The organism is Spirosoma liriopis (assembly GCF_023196085.1).
Taxonomy (GTDB): domain Bacteria; phylum Bacteroidota; class Bacteroidia; order Cytophagales; family Spirosomataceae; genus Spirosoma; species Spirosoma oryzicola.
The window spans coordinates 413,566-431,477 of the sequence record NZ_JALPRF010000002.1 but is presented as its reverse complement, the minus strand read 5'-3'; the positions used below and the strand labels follow the sequence as shown (position 1 = coordinate 431,477).

The following is a 17,912-nucleotide window of genomic DNA, read 5'->3' as shown; positions in this document are numbered from 1 at the left end:
ATCATTCATAAAATGAGATAATGCCAGTATTTTACTTATTCATTTGTCTTTTTAACTATGATTATCTTAGGTATCTGACAGACAAATGAAAGGCTTCGCAAGCCAGACGATTCGTTTGCCGCACGAGCCAGCTGCACTGATTAAGAAATCTCGCAAAAACATACACACTTAATACATCCTTACTCTGTTAACCCGAACCAAACCAATGATAAAGAGAACAGTAGCGATTCTGACCGCCCTCACCTTATCAGGCGGCTTTCTAGCCCATGCTCAACGGTTGGGCTCCTCCCCCGAATACGTCACGGCATTAACGGCAAACTGGAAAGGCGAACGACTACCCGATGGTCGTCCCAAAGTACCGGATCTGGTTCTCGAGCGTCTTCAGAATTGTACGTTGGAACAGGTATGGGGCTATCTGGGCAAAAAAGGGTACCGAAATCAGGTCGAAAAAGACTGGATCATTCTCAAGCCAGGCGAAACCATGACCGGACGCGTCGTAACGGCTCAGTTCATGCCAACACGCCCCGACCTCGACAGCTTGGTAAGAGCACAGGGTAAAGCCGAAGGACGTTCACAGAAAGGGGGCATCAACATCTGGCCGATTGATGTGCTGACCAAAGGCGATGTGTACGTGGCTGACGGGTACGGTAAGGTGAAAGATGGCACCCTGATTGGGTCAAGCCTGGGCAACGCGATTTACGGAAAAACGGGTAAAGGCGTCATCTTCTACGGGTCGATCAGAGACATGCAGGAACTGAAAGACACGAAGGGCTTTAACGCCTGGATCAAAGGTCACGATCCATCGTACATCAAAGATATGACCCCTACCTCCATCAACGCGCCGATCCGCATCGGCGAGGTCACGGTGCTGCCGGGCGATGTCGTATTTGCAAATGAGTACGGAACTGTGTTTATTCCGGCTCATCTTGTCGAAGAACTGGTGTCGGCTTCCGAAATGACCGCCCTGCGCGACGAGTTTGAGCGGGTGCTTCTTCAACAAAGCAAGTACCCATCCGGCGAAATTCACGGCGACTGGTCGGAGAAGATTAAAGGTGAGTTTAGAACCTGGGTAGGCAAATACCCAAAGAAATTAGCCATCACCCAAAAAGATATAGAAGCCTATCTCGCCAAAGAAGGCCATTAATTTACCCGCTTGACCAATGAACTTTAAAATTGCAGCGCTAGTACCCTTCATCGCGGTTTCTTGCCTTTCTCATTCGTTGTCTGCCCAGACTATTCCCAAAGACGAACTTGTCTTTCTAACGTCGGAATGGAAAGGTGAACGGTTTCCCGATGGCCGTCCGAAAATTTCCGATGATCTGGTGGAACGGGCAAAGCACATCGGCATTGATGACGCCTGGACGGTGCTAAAAAATGAAGGCTACACCAACCAGTTTGAAGGCGGCTGGAAACTGATCAAGGAAGACGTACCCGTTACCGGACGGGCCGTAACGGCGATGTTTATGCCCAGCCGACCCGATGTCGAAAAAAACATTAAAGAGCGCGGTACTACCAAACAGGGCCGAAAGGGAAACACCAACGCCTGGCCGATTGAAGTGTTAACGAAAGGCGATGTGTACGTAGCCGACGCGTTTGGTAAGATCGGCGGAGGAACCCTCATGGGTGCCACCTTGGGCAACGCTATTTTCAGCAAAACGGGCAACGGCGTTGTGTTCAACGGGGCCGCGCGCGACCTTCAGGAATTGCAGAATCTCAAAGGTTTCAACGCCTTTGTCCGCGATTTTCACCCATCCTTCCTAGAAGAAATGGTACTCATGGGCTTGAACGCACCGATTCGGATGGGTAACGCAATGGTTTTGCCGGGCGATCTGGTCATCGCTCAGCGCGAAGGCGTTTTATTCGTTCCTGCGCACATGGCCGAACAGGTCGTTAGTACCGCCGAATTTGTAACTCGTAAAGATCAGTTTGGCTTCGAAATGGTCAAATCGGGTCGCTACACCACAGGCCAAATTGACAGTCAGTGGCCCGACGATATCAAGACGGAATTTCTGAAATGGCTCGGCAAGCATCCCGAATTAGGCACTATGACCAAGGCGGAACTAGACAAAGTGATGAGCAAACGAACTTGGTAAGTTTGGAGTAACTAACCCCAGCCTGTTTGCTTACCAGAAGTCTTCTATTTTTCTGCCGCACTCGGCTGTAAACTGTACAGTACGTTAAGCCTTATTAATCTTCCTTCTACGGGGGTTAATAAGGCTTTTTTTGTCATAGTCCTTACTGAGCTACGAGGTTTACTTAAACCCATAAAGACTATTTAAAAGCGTCTACATAACTTCTTAATTCATATGTTTCACAGAACATACATACTTACATTCTCCCGTTGGCTATCTTTAACGCAAGATCTCTTAAAATTTAATGCATGCGTAACTTTTACACTACCATTGGGCTTTTATTAACCATTTCGGCCAGCGCTCAGCCCCGTGTCAGCGTCGATTCAGTGGCCATTTTTTCAATAGCTGAAGATCAGTACAGCCAGGGGAAAGGGCTGCTTCGCGCAAAAGGCTTTATAAGCCAGTTTAAAGCCCATGAAGACGGTCATGTCGATGTAAGCGTCTTTCGTCAGCATGTGGGTTATCTTTCTGCGGAAAAGGGCTACGGTGTTAAAAATGGCCCTAATACAATTCCTGCACTATTTCGGCTAGGCTATCAAGAAGGCCATCTTCAACCTTTAGGTGAACAATTCGTCAGTCTCACTAGCGGATTGAAAAAACCGTTCTCCTACCACTTTCAGACGATCATCGGACTGACCGGTGGTGTACAAACTGAAACTAAGGATCTCACAGACAACGTTACTGCTACAGATTATGCCCGATTGCTACAAGAGCAGACCTCAGCGTTAGGCTATCGGGGAGATGTTACCAATCTAACCTCAGCAGCTGTTCAGAATAACAATTTTGTCGTACAAAAAACGCCCTACCAATACGTTCCTTATTCGAATCGTTATCTTCCCGTAGGCCAGCCGACCAGCCGTACTTATCCACTAGACACCCGTCAGAGTCCTACTCACATAGTATTTGCGAACCAGGGTACTATGACCTATCACCAGCCTCAAGCCAACCAGCTGATCACACTTGACACGCTGGGACGGACCGTGCATTCGTTAGCGTTGGATGGTTTAAGTGGCAAGCGAGTCTGGGCCATAACGGATGTTGTCGACGAGAATACCGCAGCCATTGTTACAGCGGGTGAATTACAACAACGGGTCGGGGCAGACTGGCTTTTTGGGCCTGACGAAAACAAAGCTAAAAATCCTGAGCTTGTCCTGATTCGCACTGATGCCCAGGGCAAGCTTGTCTTTCGTCATAGCTTCACTGTCTCACACGAAGATTATGGAATGACTCAGGCAGCCATTATTAGTAATGCTACCGACGCCTTGGTCAATGTCACGATGGGTAAAGGCTTGCTTAAATATGAAGTAGCTTACGCCAAAATTAACGCCAAAGGCGTGGTCTTCCAGCGGATCTGGGATAAAAAGAATGCGGCCCAGATTGTTCGTGTCAATGGAGGCAATGGCATTTTCAAAGCGTTTAGTGACTCGAGGCATCTGGTAAACTTACCCAATGGAGAAAGCCTAGTGATAAGCTATGATGCCAATCAAGCTTCTTCGAAAGGCACCAGTGCGCTTATTGGCTATGGAGCCTTACACCTATCGGCAGGAGGAGATCTAACTCGTTATTATGGTATCAAAGCCACAACACCGGCTGCATTGGACGCCCCTTTGCCAACGCTCCGTGTATTTAGTCAACCCGATGGGCGTGTTATGCTGTGGGTCAACGAAGCCCGTAACGCGCAAGCTTCTCAGTTTAGTGCTTTCTCACTACTTGATAACGAATTACAGTCGGGAGGTTTATCAAACAGCGTAGGTGGCAGCAACGGACAACCAAGCGTCCTGGCTAATCGCACGACAAATGGAATCAGGCCGGCTAGTTCACCTTTATCAGAAGCAGGTGGTTTCATTGGTGGACTCGGCCGGCTAGCTGACCGAGCTGCTGCGACCCGTAATGCATTGGGCCTTGATCGTCAGTCAACTGAGGCTAAACAGCAGGAACAGATGGAAACGAATCCGTTCAATACCGCTCCTATGTTGTATTGGCTCGACACCCAGTCGGGAACAGTATTGGTTCGCGATTTTGCGCTGTTGAATGGTTACTCACTACCGAATCAGCCATTCGTAGTATTTAATCGAAGTCGTAACGAAGCGTACGTTCCCTTGAGAACATCTCTGCAATCGGCAGGACAATCTAAAGCTATGCGATACCCTCAAGCGGTATATTTCAAGCTCGCTCGCATGACTTGGTAAGCAACTCCAGGTATAGTCGGTGGCAAGGTCTGTGCTTACCATTGACTAAATTTGAGAGTGAAGTTCTCGGCGTAAAAGCTTCCCAAAGTAAGGTTTACAAAATGTAGAAACTACTTGGGATTATACACGAACCTCTCGAGCGTCCACGCTGTTTTTTCTGTATGACCGATTACTTGAAGGACGCGCTTCGCAAAGCAGCTATGTTTTGCGCTTATCAGGAACGAACGCAACAGGAAGTTCGCGACAAGCTCAAAGAGTGGGGTGTCTTTGGGGATGATACGGAAGAACTGATCGCCGAGTTGATTCAGCAGAACTATCTGAACGAAGAACGCTTCGCCAAAAGTTTTGCGGGGGGCAAGTTCCGGGTAAAAGGCTGGGGTAAGCGCAAAATCAAACAGCACCTGCAACAACGGGGCATTACCGGTTATAATCTCGATCAGGCGATGAAAGAGATTGCCCCGGACGACTATCGGACGACGCTTAGCGAACTATTGGATAAAAAGCGTCGAAGCATTCGGGATGATAATCCGCTCGTCGTGAAGCAAAAGCTGGTTCGGTACGCACTCAGCAAAGGCTACGAATCCGATTTGGTCTGGCAAGTACTGGGTGACAGCGAATGAAAACAGGATTTAATTCAAGAACGTTTAGAAAAGCAAAACCACGACATCCTCAGGATGTCGTGGTTTTGCTTTTCTAAACGCACAAATTAATTTCTAGAAATCAGCGTCGAAGGTGATGCTGTTCGACTCCTCGACAACGGGAGCAGGCGTTGGATTGGCGGCATCCTGCGGCTGCGTCGATGCCGCTTTGGCCGCTTTAAACTTCGCCATAACCTCGCCACGCTGGTATTCACCAACCCGCTTCTCGAAGAAGTTGGTCTTGCCCTGTAGCGAAATCATATCCATGAAATCGAATGGATTCGATACGTTGTAAAGCTTGCGCAATCCTAAGGTAGTCAGCAGGTGATCGGCAACGAAGGCGATGTACTGTTTCATCAGATCAGCGTTCATACCGATCAGCGACACCGGCAGCGCGTCGGAAACGAACTCCTGCTCAATTTCTACCGCGTTCCGAATGATATCGTAGATCTGCGATTCAGGCAGCTTGTGCTTGATGTGATCGGTATACAGCAGACACGCAAAATCGCGGTGCAGCCCTTCGTCACGGGAGATCAGCTCGTTGGAGAACGTCAGGCCCGGCATGAGTCCACGCTTCTTAAGCCAGAAGATTGAACAGAACGAACCCGAGAAGAAAATACCTTCTACAGCCGCAAACGCAATCAGGCGTTCGGCGAAGCTGCCGTTCTCGATCCAGCGCAGTGCCCATTCCGCCTTCTTCTGAACGCACGGAATCGTATCGATGGCGTTCAGCAGGTGATCTTTCTCGGCTGCGTCTTTGATATACGTATCGATCAGCAACGAATAGGTTTCGGAGTGAATGTTCTCCATCATCACCTGAAAGCCGTAGAAGCACTTGGCTTCGGCGTACTGAACTTCGGACAGGAAATTGACGGCGAGGTTCTCGTTAACGATTCCGTCAGAAGCGGCAAAGAACGCCAGTACGTGCGAGATAAAATGCCGTTCGCTATCATTCAGACTATTCCAGTCTTTCATGTCCTGCCCAAGGTCGATTTCTTCGGCGGTCCAGAACGATGCTTCGTGGGTTTTGTAGAACTCCCAAATATCCCAGTGCTTGATTGGGAACAGCACAAATCGGCCTTTGTCTTCCTCTAAAATCGGTTCGATTACTTCGTTTTGTACCATAACGGGGTTGCAGTTTATGTGTTTTTACCAGTTGTTCAAGCTGGTGCATGAAAGACTCGGTGTATTCAATCGCTCCAACAAAATTAACCGTTTAGGCCACTTCTACAACCTAGTTTCTGGAATGAACAATTAATCTATTTTGGTAAACGGAACGCAATCAGCATGTTGAGTTACTGACCTTTCTGCAAGTTCTTGAAATAGTTCTACCAAAACATGCTTCCCTGATTTTCAGTCTATTAATTACGTAAAATTAGTTACTACGCTGAAACTGAACGGCACAAAAAAGGTCGCTTCCGTAGAAACGACCCGCATTCTAATCTATAGGCTACAGGGCTGCTTGGAGCCCCGGATAGGGAGATAAGTTCACTTAAAAAAGATCCTTAATGTCGATCCGCCGGTGTAGGTGTTCTTCATCCTTGAAAGGTAGCATCACCATAACCTGACCGTGTTCGTGAACAGCTTCAATCTGGTCGGCATTCACAAAAGAAGGAATGTCGAGCACGCGTAAGAACATTGGCACTGCCAACCGCTGGCTGTTGCCTTCGTCGTCCTTGCGTGATGAAGTGCTAACGAGTAGTGTATATAAAACAAGTTTACTTCCTTCGATCAATACATTGAATGAATTGGCACTGACACCCGGAGCTGATAATTTAATAATAAGCCGCTCGTCCTCCCGTTCAACTTTCATTGTCGTTTGGCTCGAACCACCGTATAGGGTGTTGAGCAAATCAACTTGACCGCCCGTTCCCTGAAATACATTCTCTATCGCTTTCATAGGAGTTGCTGTTTACTGTCCAAGTACTGTTATATAGACAAACCTCGTGCCTAAGGGTTTAAGAGTCTTTATTTACGCCAAGCTGTCAGCCATTTATGCTTCATTGAGCGCAATTAATGCCGTTTTGACGTATCTGAGGGTTATTTTTATCTTTTTATGCCATATCGACCAATTCGCTCGATTGGGGAATTATGGTCGTAGCCGTTGTGGTATGGTGTGGTTTCTCTTCTACAGAACCGATCAGCGTATTTACCACGAAAAGAGCCTGTTTTGGTGGCGTCTAAGCCGTACCTTTGCACTTTAGAAGCAGTTTAGAACTTCACATGCATATTCGAATTGGAACCCGCACGAGCCGCCTGGCCTTGTGGCAGGCCGAACATATACAAGCACTATTGCAAGCCGGTGGACTAACCTCCGAACTGGTACTCATCGATACGAAAGGCGATAAAGTGCTGGATCGCTCGCTATCGAAGATTGGCAGCAAAGGCGTTTTTACCCAGGAACTGGAAGAGCAGCTTTGGGCCGGGTCGATTGATATTGCCGTTCACAGCGCCAAAGATCTACCGTCAAGTCTGCCAACGGGATTGTCGATTATCTCTTTCACCGAACGGGAACTAACGAACGACGTATTGATTAGTCGCGACAAGAGTCTGTCGCTTACCAATGGTCGGGAGTTCACGATTGGCACTTCGTCTACACGTCGGGTCGCTATGCTGAAGCATTTCTGTCCACACGTCACGACCGTGGATATGCGGGGAAACTTACAAACGCGTCTGCGTAAGCTCGATGAAGGGCAATGTGATGCGCTGTTGCTGGCCTACGCGGGTGTGCATCGGATGGGATACGACGATCTGATTGTCGAGCATCTACCAATCGCTGATTTTACGCCCGCCGTTGGACAAGGCAGCATTGCCATCGAAGCCGCCGAAACACTGGCTATTGATAAAACCAATGCCATCCGTCAATTGACGAATCACTCCCTGACCGAATCGTGTTTACGCGCTGAGCGGGCTTTCCTGGCCCGGCTGGAAGGCGGCTGTAGTATTCCGTCCTTTGCGCTGGCACAGTGGACGAAGGAGCAGACGATTAGCCTGTCCGGCGGACTGGTTAGCCTAGACGGTAGCCAACTCCTGCGCGAAACCTTTACGGGTACACCTGAACAAGCGACAATGCTAGGCCACGAGCTGGCCGAAACGATTTTAGGACGTGGTGGTGACGTATTATTAACCGAGATTCGCGCTCATCTATGACTATAACGATTGCCCAGACCGACGCCGAGATTCGTCGTTGTTTGCCCGCCATGCTGGCCCTGCGCCCGCATCTGACCGAAGAGCAGGCTTTTGAACAAATTCGGTTTCAACAGGAAAATGAACGGTTCGTATTAGCTTTCGTCGACGAAGGTGATCCGTCAAGACCCGCTCCTGCCGTTACGGGTTACCGCATCATGCATTTATTGTACAGCGGCAAAACGTTGTACATCGATGATCTGTCGACGCTGCCAGAAGCCCGTGGAAAAGGCTATGCCGGCGCTCTGGTCGATTTTATCGTTGAACAGGCTCGGCAGACTGGTTGCCAATGCGTTTCACTGGATTCGGGTCAGAATCCCGCTCGTTACGACGCGCATCGACTGTATCTGAACAAACGGTTTAATATCGTCAGTCATCACTTCAAACTGGATTTGCAATAACGTTGCAAATCGGTAATTTGCGTTTGCCTTTTTCTGATCAATCTGTGTTCATCTGCAACCATGAATTTATTCCGAATTAGTTGGAGCAACCTAAAAGACAAACCACTAAGCAGCTTTCTGAGCGGTCTGCTGATGACCTTCGGCATCACGATTATATCGTTGCTGCTGCTGCTTAACAAGCAGTTAGACGACCAGTTCCGGAAAAATATCAAAGGTATAGACATGGTGCTGGGCGCAAAAGGCAGCCCTTTGCAGTTGATTCTGTCCAGCATCTACCAGATTGATTCGCCGACGGGTAATATTCCGCTCGAAGAAGCCGAAAAGCTAACGCGCAACCCGATGATCAAAACGGCCATTCCGCTGTCGATGGGCGATAACTACCGCTCGTTTCGGATCGTCGGTACCAACAAAAAATACATCGATCATTTTGACGCAAGCGTGGGTCAAGGACGATTGTTTCAGCAGGACCTGGAAACGGTAATTGGGTCGCGTGTGGCCGACGTAGCGGGTTTGAAACTGGGCGATACATTCTCTGGATCGCACGGACTTGATGCCGAAGGCGACGTACACGCCGATACCAAATATAAAGTTGTTGGTATTCTGAGCCCCAGCAATACGGTTGTCGATCAGCTCATTCTGACTCCGTTGTCAAGCGTTTGGGCCATTCACGAGCACCACGATGAACACGGCGAAGAGCACGAACACGAAGAGGGCGAAGCCCATGAGCACGAAGAACACGAGGAGGCTCCCCGCGAAATCACGAGCATGCTTATCCAGTTCCGCAACCCGCTCGGTATGATGATCGCTCGCGGCATCAATACAAACTCCAAGCTACAGGCAGCTTTGCCTAACATTGAGATCAACCGGCTGTTTTCGCTGCTTGGTGTTGGGGTGGAAACCTTGCGCGGATTAGCCGTTGTGATTATGCTCATTTCGGGTATCAGTGTATTTGTGTCGCTGTATAATTCGTTAAAAGAGCGTCGCTACGAGATGGCCCTGATGCTTTCGATGGGCGCAACACGGGCGCAGTTGTTTGGCATGTTGCTGCTCGAAGGACTGGTACTGGCGCTGATTGGTTTTGGATTAGGCATTCTATTAAGCCGCGTCGGGTTGTGGCTGTTTTCGAACAGTGTGTCGTCAGAGTATCATTATAACCTGGCTGCTTTTGGCATCTTACCCGAAGAATGGATTTTGTTAGGCGTCGCCGTTTTGATTGGTTTGCTGGCCGCTGCGTTGCCTGCCCTGGGAGTGTATCGCATGAACATTTCGCGAACTCTGGCCGAAGATTAACTAGAGACGAAAACAAACCGTGGCGGTAGGTGATGTCAGGTTTTCGAACCGTTATTGCCCGGAATCCGTGAAAGGCGTGATGTGGTGTCGGTTTCTCAAAACCGACACCACGGCTCCGACGACACCACACCGCCACGGTTTAACTCCCTCAATTACTGGATTATCAATGACTCAATTGCAATTAAAATTCTGCGTTCTTTTCCTACTTCTGGCGACCGCTTCATTTGCTCAGTTGCCGGGCAATACGGCTCGTTACACACAACCCGGTGTTGACGTTCAACATTATGCCTTCTCATTAACCCTTAGCGATTCTACCAACCAGATCAAGGGCGAAACCACCATTCGTTTTACCCGCGCCGATGATCGGCAGACCGTCTGGTTTGATCTGATCGGAGGAAAAAGCGACTCGACAGGAACCGGTATGCAGGTACGGGAAGTACGCCTGTCCGACGGTAAAACAGCTCCGTTTACGCACCGCAACGATCGGGTGTTTATCAATCTTCCGGCTGCACAACCCGGCCAATCAACGGAGGTATTTATTCGTTACGAGGGTACTCCGGCACGGGGCCTGATCATCAGTCGGAATAAGTTTGGCGAACGCACCTTTTTCGGCGACAATTGGCCCAACAATGCCCGAAACTACCTGCCCGTAGTCGATCACCCCTCCGACAAAGCGACCTGCGCCTTTTCGGTAAACGCACCGGCTTCGTACCGCGTCATTGCGAACGGCAAGTTCGTCGGTGAAAATAATCTGTCCAACGGGAGAAAAGTAACCCGCTGGCAGGAAAACACCCCCATCCCAACAAAGGTGATGGTGATTGGAGCCGCTCGGTTTGCGGTTGATGAAGTCGGTTCGGTAAGCGGTGTGCCGGTGCAAAGCTGGCTGTATCCCAAAGACAGTCAGAAAGGATTTGTCGATTACCGTCCGGCCAAAGAAATCCTGCAATACTTTATCGACAAGGTTGGTCCGTATTCCTACGAGAAGCTGGCTAACGTCGAATCGACCACCATTTTCGGCGGTATGGAAAACGCCAGCTGCATTTTCTACAACGAGAAAGTGATTGTTGGTCATAAGGATTCGGACGTTGAAGCGTTGCTGGCTCACGAGATTGCCCACCAGTGGTTTGGTAATTCGGCTACCGAAGCCGATTGGTCGCAGCTTTGGCTAAGCGAAGGGTTTGCGACGTATTTCTCCGCGCTCTACCTCGAACACGCCTACGGAAAAGACACGCTCAACGCCGTACTCAACCAGAACAAAGGGCAAATTCTGCGCTATACGGCCCTCAATCCCAAAAGCACCATCGTTGACTCGACCACTACGAATCTGATGGATCTGCTGAACCCAAATTCGTATCAGAAAGGCGGCTGGGTATTGCACATGCTTCGCCACGAACTCGGCGACGACGTATTCTGGAAAGGCATCCGGGCATATTACCAGAAATACCGCAATGCCAACGCCCACACCAGCGATTTTCAGGCGGTCATGGAAAGCGTGTCGGGAAAGAAACTAGAGACGTTTTTCAGGCAATGGCTCTACGAACCCGGCTATCCCGAACTCGTCTGGGGAAGCAGCTACGACGCAGCGAAGAAAGCATTGGTGATCGATGTCCGTCAGGCGCAACGCACGGGTGTGGTTTTCACGCTCCCGCTTACGTTCAGCCTCCGCGATGCCCGTGGTCGTGAGATTAGCCGTACGGCCCGCCTGAACCTGACGAATACAAACCAGACCTTTACGGTTCCGGTGTCGGCTCAACCGGCTTCGATAGTCATCGACCCCGACAATACGGTCCTGATGCGGGCTGTTCAGATGGGGAAATAATTGGTTACCTTGTACGACAGTCCTTCAGCGGCCTCAAACTCTTTACGACCATGCTCAAGCGCGTTTCGATCCAGAACTTCAAGAGCCTGAAAGACGTCACGCTCGACCTTCAAAAAGTCAATCTGTTAATCGGCCCCAACAACTCCGGTAAAACAAATTTTCTAAAGGCACTTACCAAGTGTAATGATCTAGTCAAAGGTGGCAGCGTTGGTACAGAGGACATGTTTCGAAAAAAACCTAGCCAGAATTTGTCTTTACGCTTAATATTTAACGAAAAGCCTTTTGAAGAAATACAAGGTAACTTTACCCATTTGATTTATAGATACTTGTCAGAAAATTTTACTGATGAGTATAAACTTTATTACGGCATTAGTGACAGTCTAATATCGGAGATTCAGCACACTGAGTTCCCTTCAATGCGTGACAGTATGCAAGACTTCTTTAGTATAAGCTCTGTTTACAAACCTGATCCGAACAAACTTGATAAACCAGCACCTGTGGGATTAGGTGACGATTCAGTCGCTGCGGATGCTTCTAATTTGATTGCTTTCTTTGACCGAATCAGAGACGAGTATCCAGAATCTTTTGCGCAGATAAAAGCGGATTTGGCTAAGTGCGTTCCCGAATTTACAGAAATCAACTTTCAGAATGTTCCTTCTACGGACGAACTGGTAAAACAGTTTGGTGATAAAACCTTTAAGCGCATTGGTTTAACAAACGGTAAGCAAAAGACAATTTACTGGGCTGACGAACTCTCGGAGGGAACGCTTTATTTTATTGCTCTTCTTTGTATCATTAATCAGCCTAATCCACCCAAACTCTTGCTTCTCGAAGAACCTGAAAAAGGCATCCACCCGCGCCGGATCGAAGAAGTAATTAACTTTATCTTTGGTTTAGCCGATGAGAAGGACGTACAGGTGATTATGACAACGCACAGCCCAGCCGTTGTCGATATGTTTAAAGACATGCCTGAGTCCGTATTTATTTTCGATAAAGATGATGAAGGGGCCACTCACGTCAAGAATTTGCAGAAAGACATTATAGAGCCGGAAACCGAAGAAAGTACTCGTTTAGGCATTGATCCTCCTCGATACCTGAACGGCTTAGGTCAGGCTTGGAAAGTTGGATTTTTGGGCGGTGTACCAAAATGAGTAAAACCATTCGTTACGGAATTCTGTGTGAAGATCGCGCCCACAGAAACTTTATCGAGTATTATCTCGGTCAGTGTCATCCTGGTCTTTTTGAAGAAAGCCAGCCATTCGGTTGGGCAATTAGAGCAAGTAACGCTCGTGAAGTAGAAGATTCGATCCCTGACGCAACCCGGAAAGGGTTTACAAATTATGGTTTAGATCTGCTTTTTATTGGACGCGATACCGACTCGACCGATAGCAAGAAAATTGATGTGTTGAAGTCTAAGCTATCTTCGCTTTGCTCTGGTCATCCCAAAGTTGTGTTTATGATGCCGGTTCAGTGTATTGAACACTGGCTTCTTTATTTGCAGTGGCACAAAACCAATCCTACCTCAACAAAGAATGAATCGTTTGAACAAATCATGCGAATCGAAGCCAAGCAACGAGTGTATGGCGGTAAGCTCAAAGTCGATAAGCAGCTCGAATTAGCTAATAAACTTTTGGTTAATCTCGATGTTGACTGGCTCGAACAGCGTTCTAACAGTTTCAAGCACTTTCATCAGCAGGTCAAAGCCTTTGTCAGCCAACAATAGCTGAACCACAAAAAAGCCACAGCAATAGTACCGTGGCTTTCTGACCCAATCTTACCCTTTATCTATTAGTTTACTATCAGCGTGCGCGCTACGGAAGGCTGCGTTTTTAGCGTGACTGGATACAGCGCAACGTCGTTACCACTCACCACTTCAACCCGGTAGTTACCATCTTGCAATTCAGCCAGATCGAACTGAAACCGAAACGTTCCCTGACTTTTACCAACTCGCTGCTGACCGAGTGCATTACCACGCGCATCTTTCAGGAAAATGGTCATCGATTGGCCCGGCTGCCGCTCTACGATAACGTGGAGCTTAGACCCATTTGTCGATGATGGGAAAACAGCCACTTTGTACGAATTCGTTGTTACCATCGGACTAACCGATTTGGTTGATGTTATAACGATGTTGTCAGCGAACGCAGCTGTGCTTAGCAGCAGGGCCATAGCGAATGATTGAGCAATAGTTTTCATAATTCTGTTCGTATTTGTTGTTTTGGCTAAAAGAGTGAGTCAAAGGTATAGCTGTTTAAAATCCTTGTGAACAGACACTTGCGCGAATTGCATCAAACAGCAACTGAACAGTAGAAATCGTCTTATCAGGTGTACAGTGCGTTAATGATACATCGGCATCTCGGATATAGATTTATGAGCTGCGCCGTGGTGTCGGTGGTGTCGGTTTTAAGAAACCGACACCACCGACACCACGGCGCTAAGAACTGATAGTAGACTCGCAGAGGGCGGTAAACAAAATTGGCTAAACGAACTTGCTGGTTAATGGTTTTCTAAAGACAAAACCATAGTTGGGCCAACCGACGTTGATTATTATGCATTACTATAACTCCATCATAGATACCATCGGCAACACGCCCCTGGTGAAGCTCAATAAAGTCACGAAAGGTATCCGGGGCACCGTTCTGGCGAAAGTCGAATATTTCAATCCCGGCAACTCCGTCAAAGACCGCATTGCCATTCGCATGATCGAAGACGCCGAAGCACGCGGTGTGCTGAAACCCGGCGGAACCATCATCGAGGGAACCAGCGGTAACACCGGCATGGGTCTGGCGCTGGCGGCTATCAGCAAAGGGTACAAGTGTATTTTCACGATGGCCGATAAGCAGTCGAAAGAAAAGATCGACATCTTGCGGGCAGTAGGTGCAGAGGTTGTCGTATGTCCAACGAACGTAGCTCCCGACGATCCGCGTTCGTATTACTCCGTCGCCAAGAAGCTCAACCGCGATATTCCAAACTCGCTGTATCCAAACCAGTACGATAACCCGGCCAATACCGCAGCGCACTATGAAACCACCGGTCCCGAAATCTGGCGCGATACAGATGGTAAAATCACCCACTTTGCGGCTGGCGTTGGTACGGGCGGAACCATCTGCGGCACGTCAAAATACCTTAAAGAGCAGAATCCGGCTATCGTTTCGATAGGAATGGACACGTATGGTTCTGTCTTCAAGAAGTACAAGGAAACCGGCCAGTTCGATGAACGGGAAATTTATCCGTATCTGACCGAAGGCATCGGTGAAGACATATTGCCGCAAAACGTTGACTTTAGCGTTATCGACCAGTTTATAAAGGTGACGGATAAAGACGCGGCTGTTATGGCACGGCGGCTGTCGCGCGAGGAAGGATTATTTGTGGGCTGGTCGTGTGGTACGGCGGTGCATGGGGCATTGGAATGGGCTAAAGATCACCTCACCGATGACGACGTGCTGGTGATTCTCCTACCCGACCACGGCACGCGCTACCTCGCCAAGATTTACAACGATACCTGGATGAAAGACCACGGCTTTCTGGAAGACAGAGCGTTTAAAACAGCACGCGACATTATCCACAGTAAGAACGGGCATTCACAGTTAACCACCATTGGTTCCGGCGTTTCGGTCGGGCAAGCGATTCACGTGTTGAACCGGCACAGCATTTCGCAGATTCCAATCGTTGACGAATCCGGTCAAATTGTGGGCAGCATTACCGATTCAACTATTTTGAACAAACTGATCGAAGACCCGACCGTAAAAGAGAAACCGGTCAGCGATGTAATGGACAAACCGTTTAAATTCGTCGGTCTGGACAACACGATCGATTCGTTGTCCTCGCTGATTGACCGGGAAAACAAAGCCCTGCTTGTTCGCGACGAAAAAGAACAGATACACATCATTACGCAGGCCGACTTGCTGGCCGCCATGACAAACTAAGATTGATGTAGGGTGTATGACTAGTTAGCAAACATACCTCATGCACCCTACATCATTCATTACATTACCGCCGGTTATCTCCGCCTTCAACCATGCTTAGGTAACTCATATAGCGACTTTCGGCGATGTCACCTTCGGCGACGGCGTCTTTTATCGCACAGCCGGGCTCGTTGATGTGCAGACAGTTATGAAAGCGACACTGGTTCAGCCGGTCGCGCATTTCGGGAAAGTAATGGCTGATTTCCTCCTTAGCTGTATCGATCAATCCCAGTTCTTTAATACCCGGTGTATCGATGATATACGTATCGGGAGCCAGTTCAAACATCTCGGCGAAGGTAGTCGTATGAACACCTTTGTTAGCAAAAGTAGACACCTCGTTGGTCCGTAAATTCAGGTCGGGTGCGATCGCATTAACCAACGACGATTTTCCTACCCCCGAATGGCCCGATAACAGCGTCACCTTATGGTCCAGCAAGTGTCGAAAAGCGTCCACACCCTCCCCTTCCGTTGCGGAAGTAGCCATGCATTGGTAACCGATGTTTTCGTACATAGCCATGATTTCCTGCTGATAGGCCAGCCCTTCGTCGTTCAGGATATCTGTTTTGTTGAAAACGATGGTCGTTGAAATGCGAAATGACTCGGCCGAAACCAGAAACCGGTCGATAAAACCAAGCGACGTGCGCGGCAGGGTTAGCGTTGCCAGCAACACCGCCTGATCGAGATTAGCCGCCAGAATATGCCCGTGGGCCGTTTTGTGCACCGACTGCCGGATAATGTAATTCTCGCGGGGAGCAATTTCCGTAATAATTGCCGTGTTTTCGGCTTCATCTTCAACGGCAAACGTCACGTGGTCGCCCACGGCAATGGGATTGGTGACTTTCAGCCCTTTGATCTTGAACTTGCCTTTCAGTCTACCCTGAAATATATGACCATCCTCGTCGCGAACATCGTACCAGGACCCTGTGGAGCGTATAATTAACCCTTGTTTCAATGCTTCGTGCGCAAAAAGAGTGAGTAAGCGAAAGACTGTAATACCGACTTTTCTGTTCTTTATCCAATCGTTCTTTCGCCCATTAGTTGTTGTACAACCTCCATAACCTGCGCCGTTGCGCCAATGTTCCGCAGCACATAATTCCGGCTCACCTGAGCGGCTTTAGAGCGGTCGGCGTATTGTTTTGCAAACGCAACGTTTAAAGATACGGTACTATCGATCGGAAAAGCGGCCCCCTCCTGTACCAGATCAACGGCCTCCTGAAATTTGTCGTAGCTGGGGCCGAAAAAAAGGGGCATTCCAAACGTGGCCGCTTCCAGGATGTTATGAAGCCCCTGCTTAAACGCCCCTCCGATAAACGCAAATTCACCATACTGATAAAGCGACGTTAACATACCGACATTGTCGATAAACAGGACCGCGAATGATTCGAGCGTCGATTGATCGAACGTTGGCGATTGCGTTTCAGAAAAGCGAACGGACGGCATTCTCAATTCACCACGCCATCTTTGGATTTCCTCGTCGTGGATTTCGTGCGGAGCGATAATCACTTTCAACGGTTTGTCGAACTGATTCAGGAACGGGATTAGCACGTCCATGTCTTCTTTCCACGCGCTGCCTACTACCAGCATCGGCGCACCCTTTTTAAACGTGCGGGCAACCGGAATATCTTTTTTGGCCGCTGCGACCTGAGCCACCCGATCAAAACGGGTATCACCCGTCAGCGTCACCGTTGAAAGACCAATGCTTTTCAGTAACCGAACCGATTCGTCATTCTGCACCAAAATATGGTCGAAATAACGAAGCATGTTCCGGTAAAACCCTCCGTAGGGTTTAAAGAAAAGCTGGTTCGGTCGAAAAATAGCGGAGAAAGATAGGGTAGGAACCCCTGCGGCTTTTAGCTCGTGAAGGTAATTGTACCAGAATTCGTATTTGATAAAAAAAGCAATTCGTGGTTTTACAATCGCTACAAAATCGCGGGCGTTGACGGGTGTATCAGCGGGCAGGTATACTACAAAATGGGCACCGTCGTAGTCTTTACGCACTTCGTATCCCGATGGCGAAAAAAACGTCAGCAGGATTTTGTGGTCAGGGTACTGCTCCCGATAGGCTTCTATAACCGGACGCCCCTGTTCAAACTCACCCAACGAAGCTGCATGGAACCAGGCTACCGGACTCTTGTTCGAAGCCAATTTGTTGGTCAGACTACTGCGCCAGTCACGCCGACCATCGACCCATTTTTTAGCTTTGGGGTTGAACGGAGCTACTAGCCGCAATAGGCTCTGGAAGACAAAAATACCGGTGTTGTAGAATCCCGAGAACAAGCGAATATACGGTTGGTT

16 protein-coding genes are annotated in these 17,912 nt (G+C 48.7%); 11 read left to right on the top strand and 5 right to left on the bottom strand.

Going from position 1 to position 17,912, the window contains the following annotated elements; translation table 11 throughout:
• The first annotated feature begins 205 nt into the window (after positions 1-205).
• The 4 genes from M0L20_RS10915 (at position 206) to M0L20_RS10900 (ending at position 4,941) form a co-directional block, all read left to right on the top strand.
• Complete coding sequence (locus M0L20_RS10915) at positions 206-1,144, top strand: RraA family protein (protein WP_248476953.1); 939 nt, start codon at positions 206-208, stop codon at positions 1,142-1,144.
• A gap of 16 nt (positions 1,145-1,160) precedes the next feature.
• Complete coding sequence (locus M0L20_RS10910; RefSeq protein WP_232560996.1) at positions 1,161-2,093, top strand: RraA family protein; 933 nt, start codon at positions 1,161-1,163, stop codon at positions 2,091-2,093.
• A 287-nt stretch (positions 2,094-2,380) separates the two neighbouring features.
• Positions 2,381-4,321, top strand: a complete 1,941-nt coding sequence (locus tag M0L20_RS10905; protein WP_248476952.1) for a hypothetical protein — start codon at positions 2,381-2,383, stop codon at positions 4,319-4,321.
• 161 nt (positions 4,322-4,482) lie between these two features.
• Complete coding sequence (locus tag M0L20_RS10900) at positions 4,483-4,941, top strand: regulatory protein RecX (protein ID WP_232560994.1); 459 nt, start codon at positions 4,483-4,485, stop codon at positions 4,939-4,941.
• Between the two features lie 93 nt (positions 4,942-5,034).
• Here M0L20_RS10900 and M0L20_RS10895 read toward each other — a convergent pair whose 3' ends face one another.
• Together M0L20_RS10895 and M0L20_RS10890 are read right to left on the bottom strand one after the other, a co-directional pair.
• Complete coding sequence (locus M0L20_RS10895) at positions 5,035-6,084, bottom strand: ribonucleotide-diphosphate reductase subunit beta (RefSeq protein WP_232560993.1); 1,050 nt, start codon at positions 6,082-6,084, stop codon at positions 5,035-5,037.
• 367 nt (positions 6,085-6,451) lie between these two features.
• Complete coding sequence (locus M0L20_RS10890) at positions 6,452-6,859, bottom strand: Hsp20/alpha crystallin family protein (protein ID WP_232560992.1); 408 nt, start codon at positions 6,857-6,859, stop codon at positions 6,452-6,454.
• Positions 6,860-7,182: 323 nt separating this feature from the next.
• Between M0L20_RS10890 and hemC the strand changes: the two genes are divergently transcribed.
• The 6 genes from hemC to M0L20_RS10860 all read left to right on the top strand — a co-directional run bounded on the left by hemC (position 7,183) and on the right by M0L20_RS10860 (position 13,378).
• Positions 7,183-8,109 carry a hydroxymethylbilane synthase gene (gene hemC / locus M0L20_RS10885; RefSeq protein ID WP_232560991.1) on the top strand — a complete coding sequence of 309 codons (927 nt, stop codon included), beginning with the start codon at positions 7,183-7,185 and terminating at the stop codon, positions 8,107-8,109.
• The gene (locus tag M0L20_RS10880) at positions 8,106-8,546 is read left to right on the top strand and encodes a GNAT family N-acetyltransferase (RefSeq protein WP_248476951.1); all 441 of its coding nucleotides are present in this window, start codon (positions 8,106-8,108) and stop codon (positions 8,544-8,546) included. The genes hemC and M0L20_RS10880 overlap by 4 nt, the downstream gene beginning before the upstream one ends.
• Positions 8,547-8,606: 60 nt before the next feature.
• Positions 8,607-9,836, top strand: a complete 1,230-nt coding sequence (locus M0L20_RS10875; RefSeq protein ID WP_248476950.1) for an ABC transporter permease — start codon at positions 8,607-8,609, stop codon at positions 9,834-9,836.
• 166 nt (positions 9,837-10,002) lie between these two features.
• Positions 10,003-11,655 (top strand): M1 family metallopeptidase, encoded by a 1,653-nt coding sequence (locus M0L20_RS10870; RefSeq protein ID WP_248476949.1) that lies wholly within the window; start codon positions 10,003-10,005, stop codon positions 11,653-11,655.
• 50 nt (positions 11,656-11,705) lie between these two features.
• Positions 11,706-12,806: an AAA family ATPase gene (locus tag M0L20_RS10865; protein ID WP_248476948.1), complete on the top strand. Its 1,101-nt coding sequence runs from the start codon at positions 11,706-11,708 to the stop codon at positions 12,804-12,806.
• Positions 12,803-13,378: a hypothetical protein gene (locus M0L20_RS10860; RefSeq protein WP_248476947.1), complete on the top strand. Its 576-nt coding sequence runs from the start codon at positions 12,803-12,805 to the stop codon at positions 13,376-13,378. Before M0L20_RS10865 ends, M0L20_RS10860 begins: the two co-directional genes overlap by 4 nt.
• A 65-nt stretch (positions 13,379-13,443) precedes the next feature.
• On the opposite strand, the gene M0L20_RS10855 is transcribed toward M0L20_RS10860, so the two are convergent.
• Positions 13,444-13,848 (bottom strand): hypothetical protein, encoded by a 405-nt coding sequence (locus M0L20_RS10855; RefSeq protein WP_248476945.1) that lies wholly within the window; start codon positions 13,846-13,848, stop codon positions 13,444-13,446.
• Between the two features lie 353 nt (positions 13,849-14,201).
• Between M0L20_RS10855 and M0L20_RS10850 the strand changes: the two genes are divergently transcribed.
• A complete protein-coding gene (locus tag M0L20_RS10850; RefSeq protein WP_248476943.1) occupies positions 14,202-15,578 on the top strand; it encodes a cystathionine beta-synthase in 1,377 nt (458 codons plus the stop codon).
• Positions 15,579-15,642: 64 nt separating this feature from the next.
• Here the strand turns inward: M0L20_RS10850 and rsgA are convergent, their stop codons facing one another.
• Both rsgA and M0L20_RS10840 read right to left on the bottom strand, forming a co-directional pair.
• A complete protein-coding gene (gene rsgA, locus M0L20_RS10845; RefSeq protein ID WP_248476941.1) occupies positions 15,643-16,569 on the bottom strand; it encodes a ribosome small subunit-dependent GTPase A in 927 nt (308 codons plus the stop codon).
• 59 nt (positions 16,570-16,628) lie between these two features.
• Positions 16,629-17,894: a 3-deoxy-D-manno-octulosonic acid transferase gene (locus M0L20_RS10840; protein ID WP_248476940.1), complete on the bottom strand. Its 1,266-nt coding sequence runs from the start codon at positions 17,892-17,894 to the stop codon at positions 16,629-16,631.
• Positions 17,895-17,912: the final 18 nt, after the last annotated feature.

Bases quoted from the DNA above. Each gene is read 5' to 3' on its own strand.
- M0L20_RS10880 (WP_248476951.1), top strand. From the start codon at position 8,106: ATGACTATAACGATTGCCCAGACCGACGCCGAGATTCGTCGTTGTTTG.
- M0L20_RS10875 (WP_248476950.1), top strand. From the start codon at position 8,607: ATGAATTTATTCCGAATTAGTTGGAGCAACCTAAAAGACAAACCACTA.
- M0L20_RS10870 (WP_248476949.1), top strand. From the start codon at position 10,003: ATGACTCAATTGCAATTAAAATTCTGCGTTCTTTTCCTACTTCTGGCG.
- M0L20_RS10900 (WP_232560994.1), top strand. From the start codon at position 4,483: ATGACCGATTACTTGAAGGACGCGCTTCGCAAAGCAGCTATGTTTTGC.
- M0L20_RS10860 (WP_248476947.1), top strand. From the start codon at position 12,803: ATGAGTAAAACCATTCGTTACGGAATTCTGTGTGAAGATCGCGCCCAC.
- M0L20_RS10850 (WP_248476943.1), top strand. From the start codon at position 14,202: ATGCATTACTATAACTCCATCATAGATACCATCGGCAACACGCCCCTG.
- M0L20_RS10895 (WP_232560993.1), bottom strand. From the start codon at position 6,084: ATGGTACAAAACGAAGTAATCGAACCGATTTTAGAGGAAGACAAAGGC.
- hemC (WP_232560991.1), top strand. From the start codon at position 7,183: ATGCATATTCGAATTGGAACCCGCACGAGCCGCCTGGCCTTGTGGCAG.
- M0L20_RS10865 (WP_248476948.1), top strand. From the start codon at position 11,706: ATGCTCAAGCGCGTTTCGATCCAGAACTTCAAGAGCCTGAAAGACGTC.
- M0L20_RS10855 (WP_248476945.1), bottom strand. From the start codon at position 13,848: ATGAAAACTATTGCTCAATCATTCGCTATGGCCCTGCTGCTAAGCACA.
- M0L20_RS10915 (WP_248476953.1), top strand. From the start codon at position 206: ATGATAAAGAGAACAGTAGCGATTCTGACCGCCCTCACCTTATCAGGC.
- M0L20_RS10890 (WP_232560992.1), bottom strand. From the start codon at position 6,859: ATGAAAGCGATAGAGAATGTATTTCAGGGAACGGGCGGTCAAGTTGAT.
- M0L20_RS10905 (WP_248476952.1), top strand. From the start codon at position 2,381: ATGCGTAACTTTTACACTACCATTGGGCTTTTATTAACCATTTCGGCC.
- M0L20_RS10910 (WP_232560996.1), top strand. From the start codon at position 1,161: ATGAACTTTAAAATTGCAGCGCTAGTACCCTTCATCGCGGTTTCTTGC.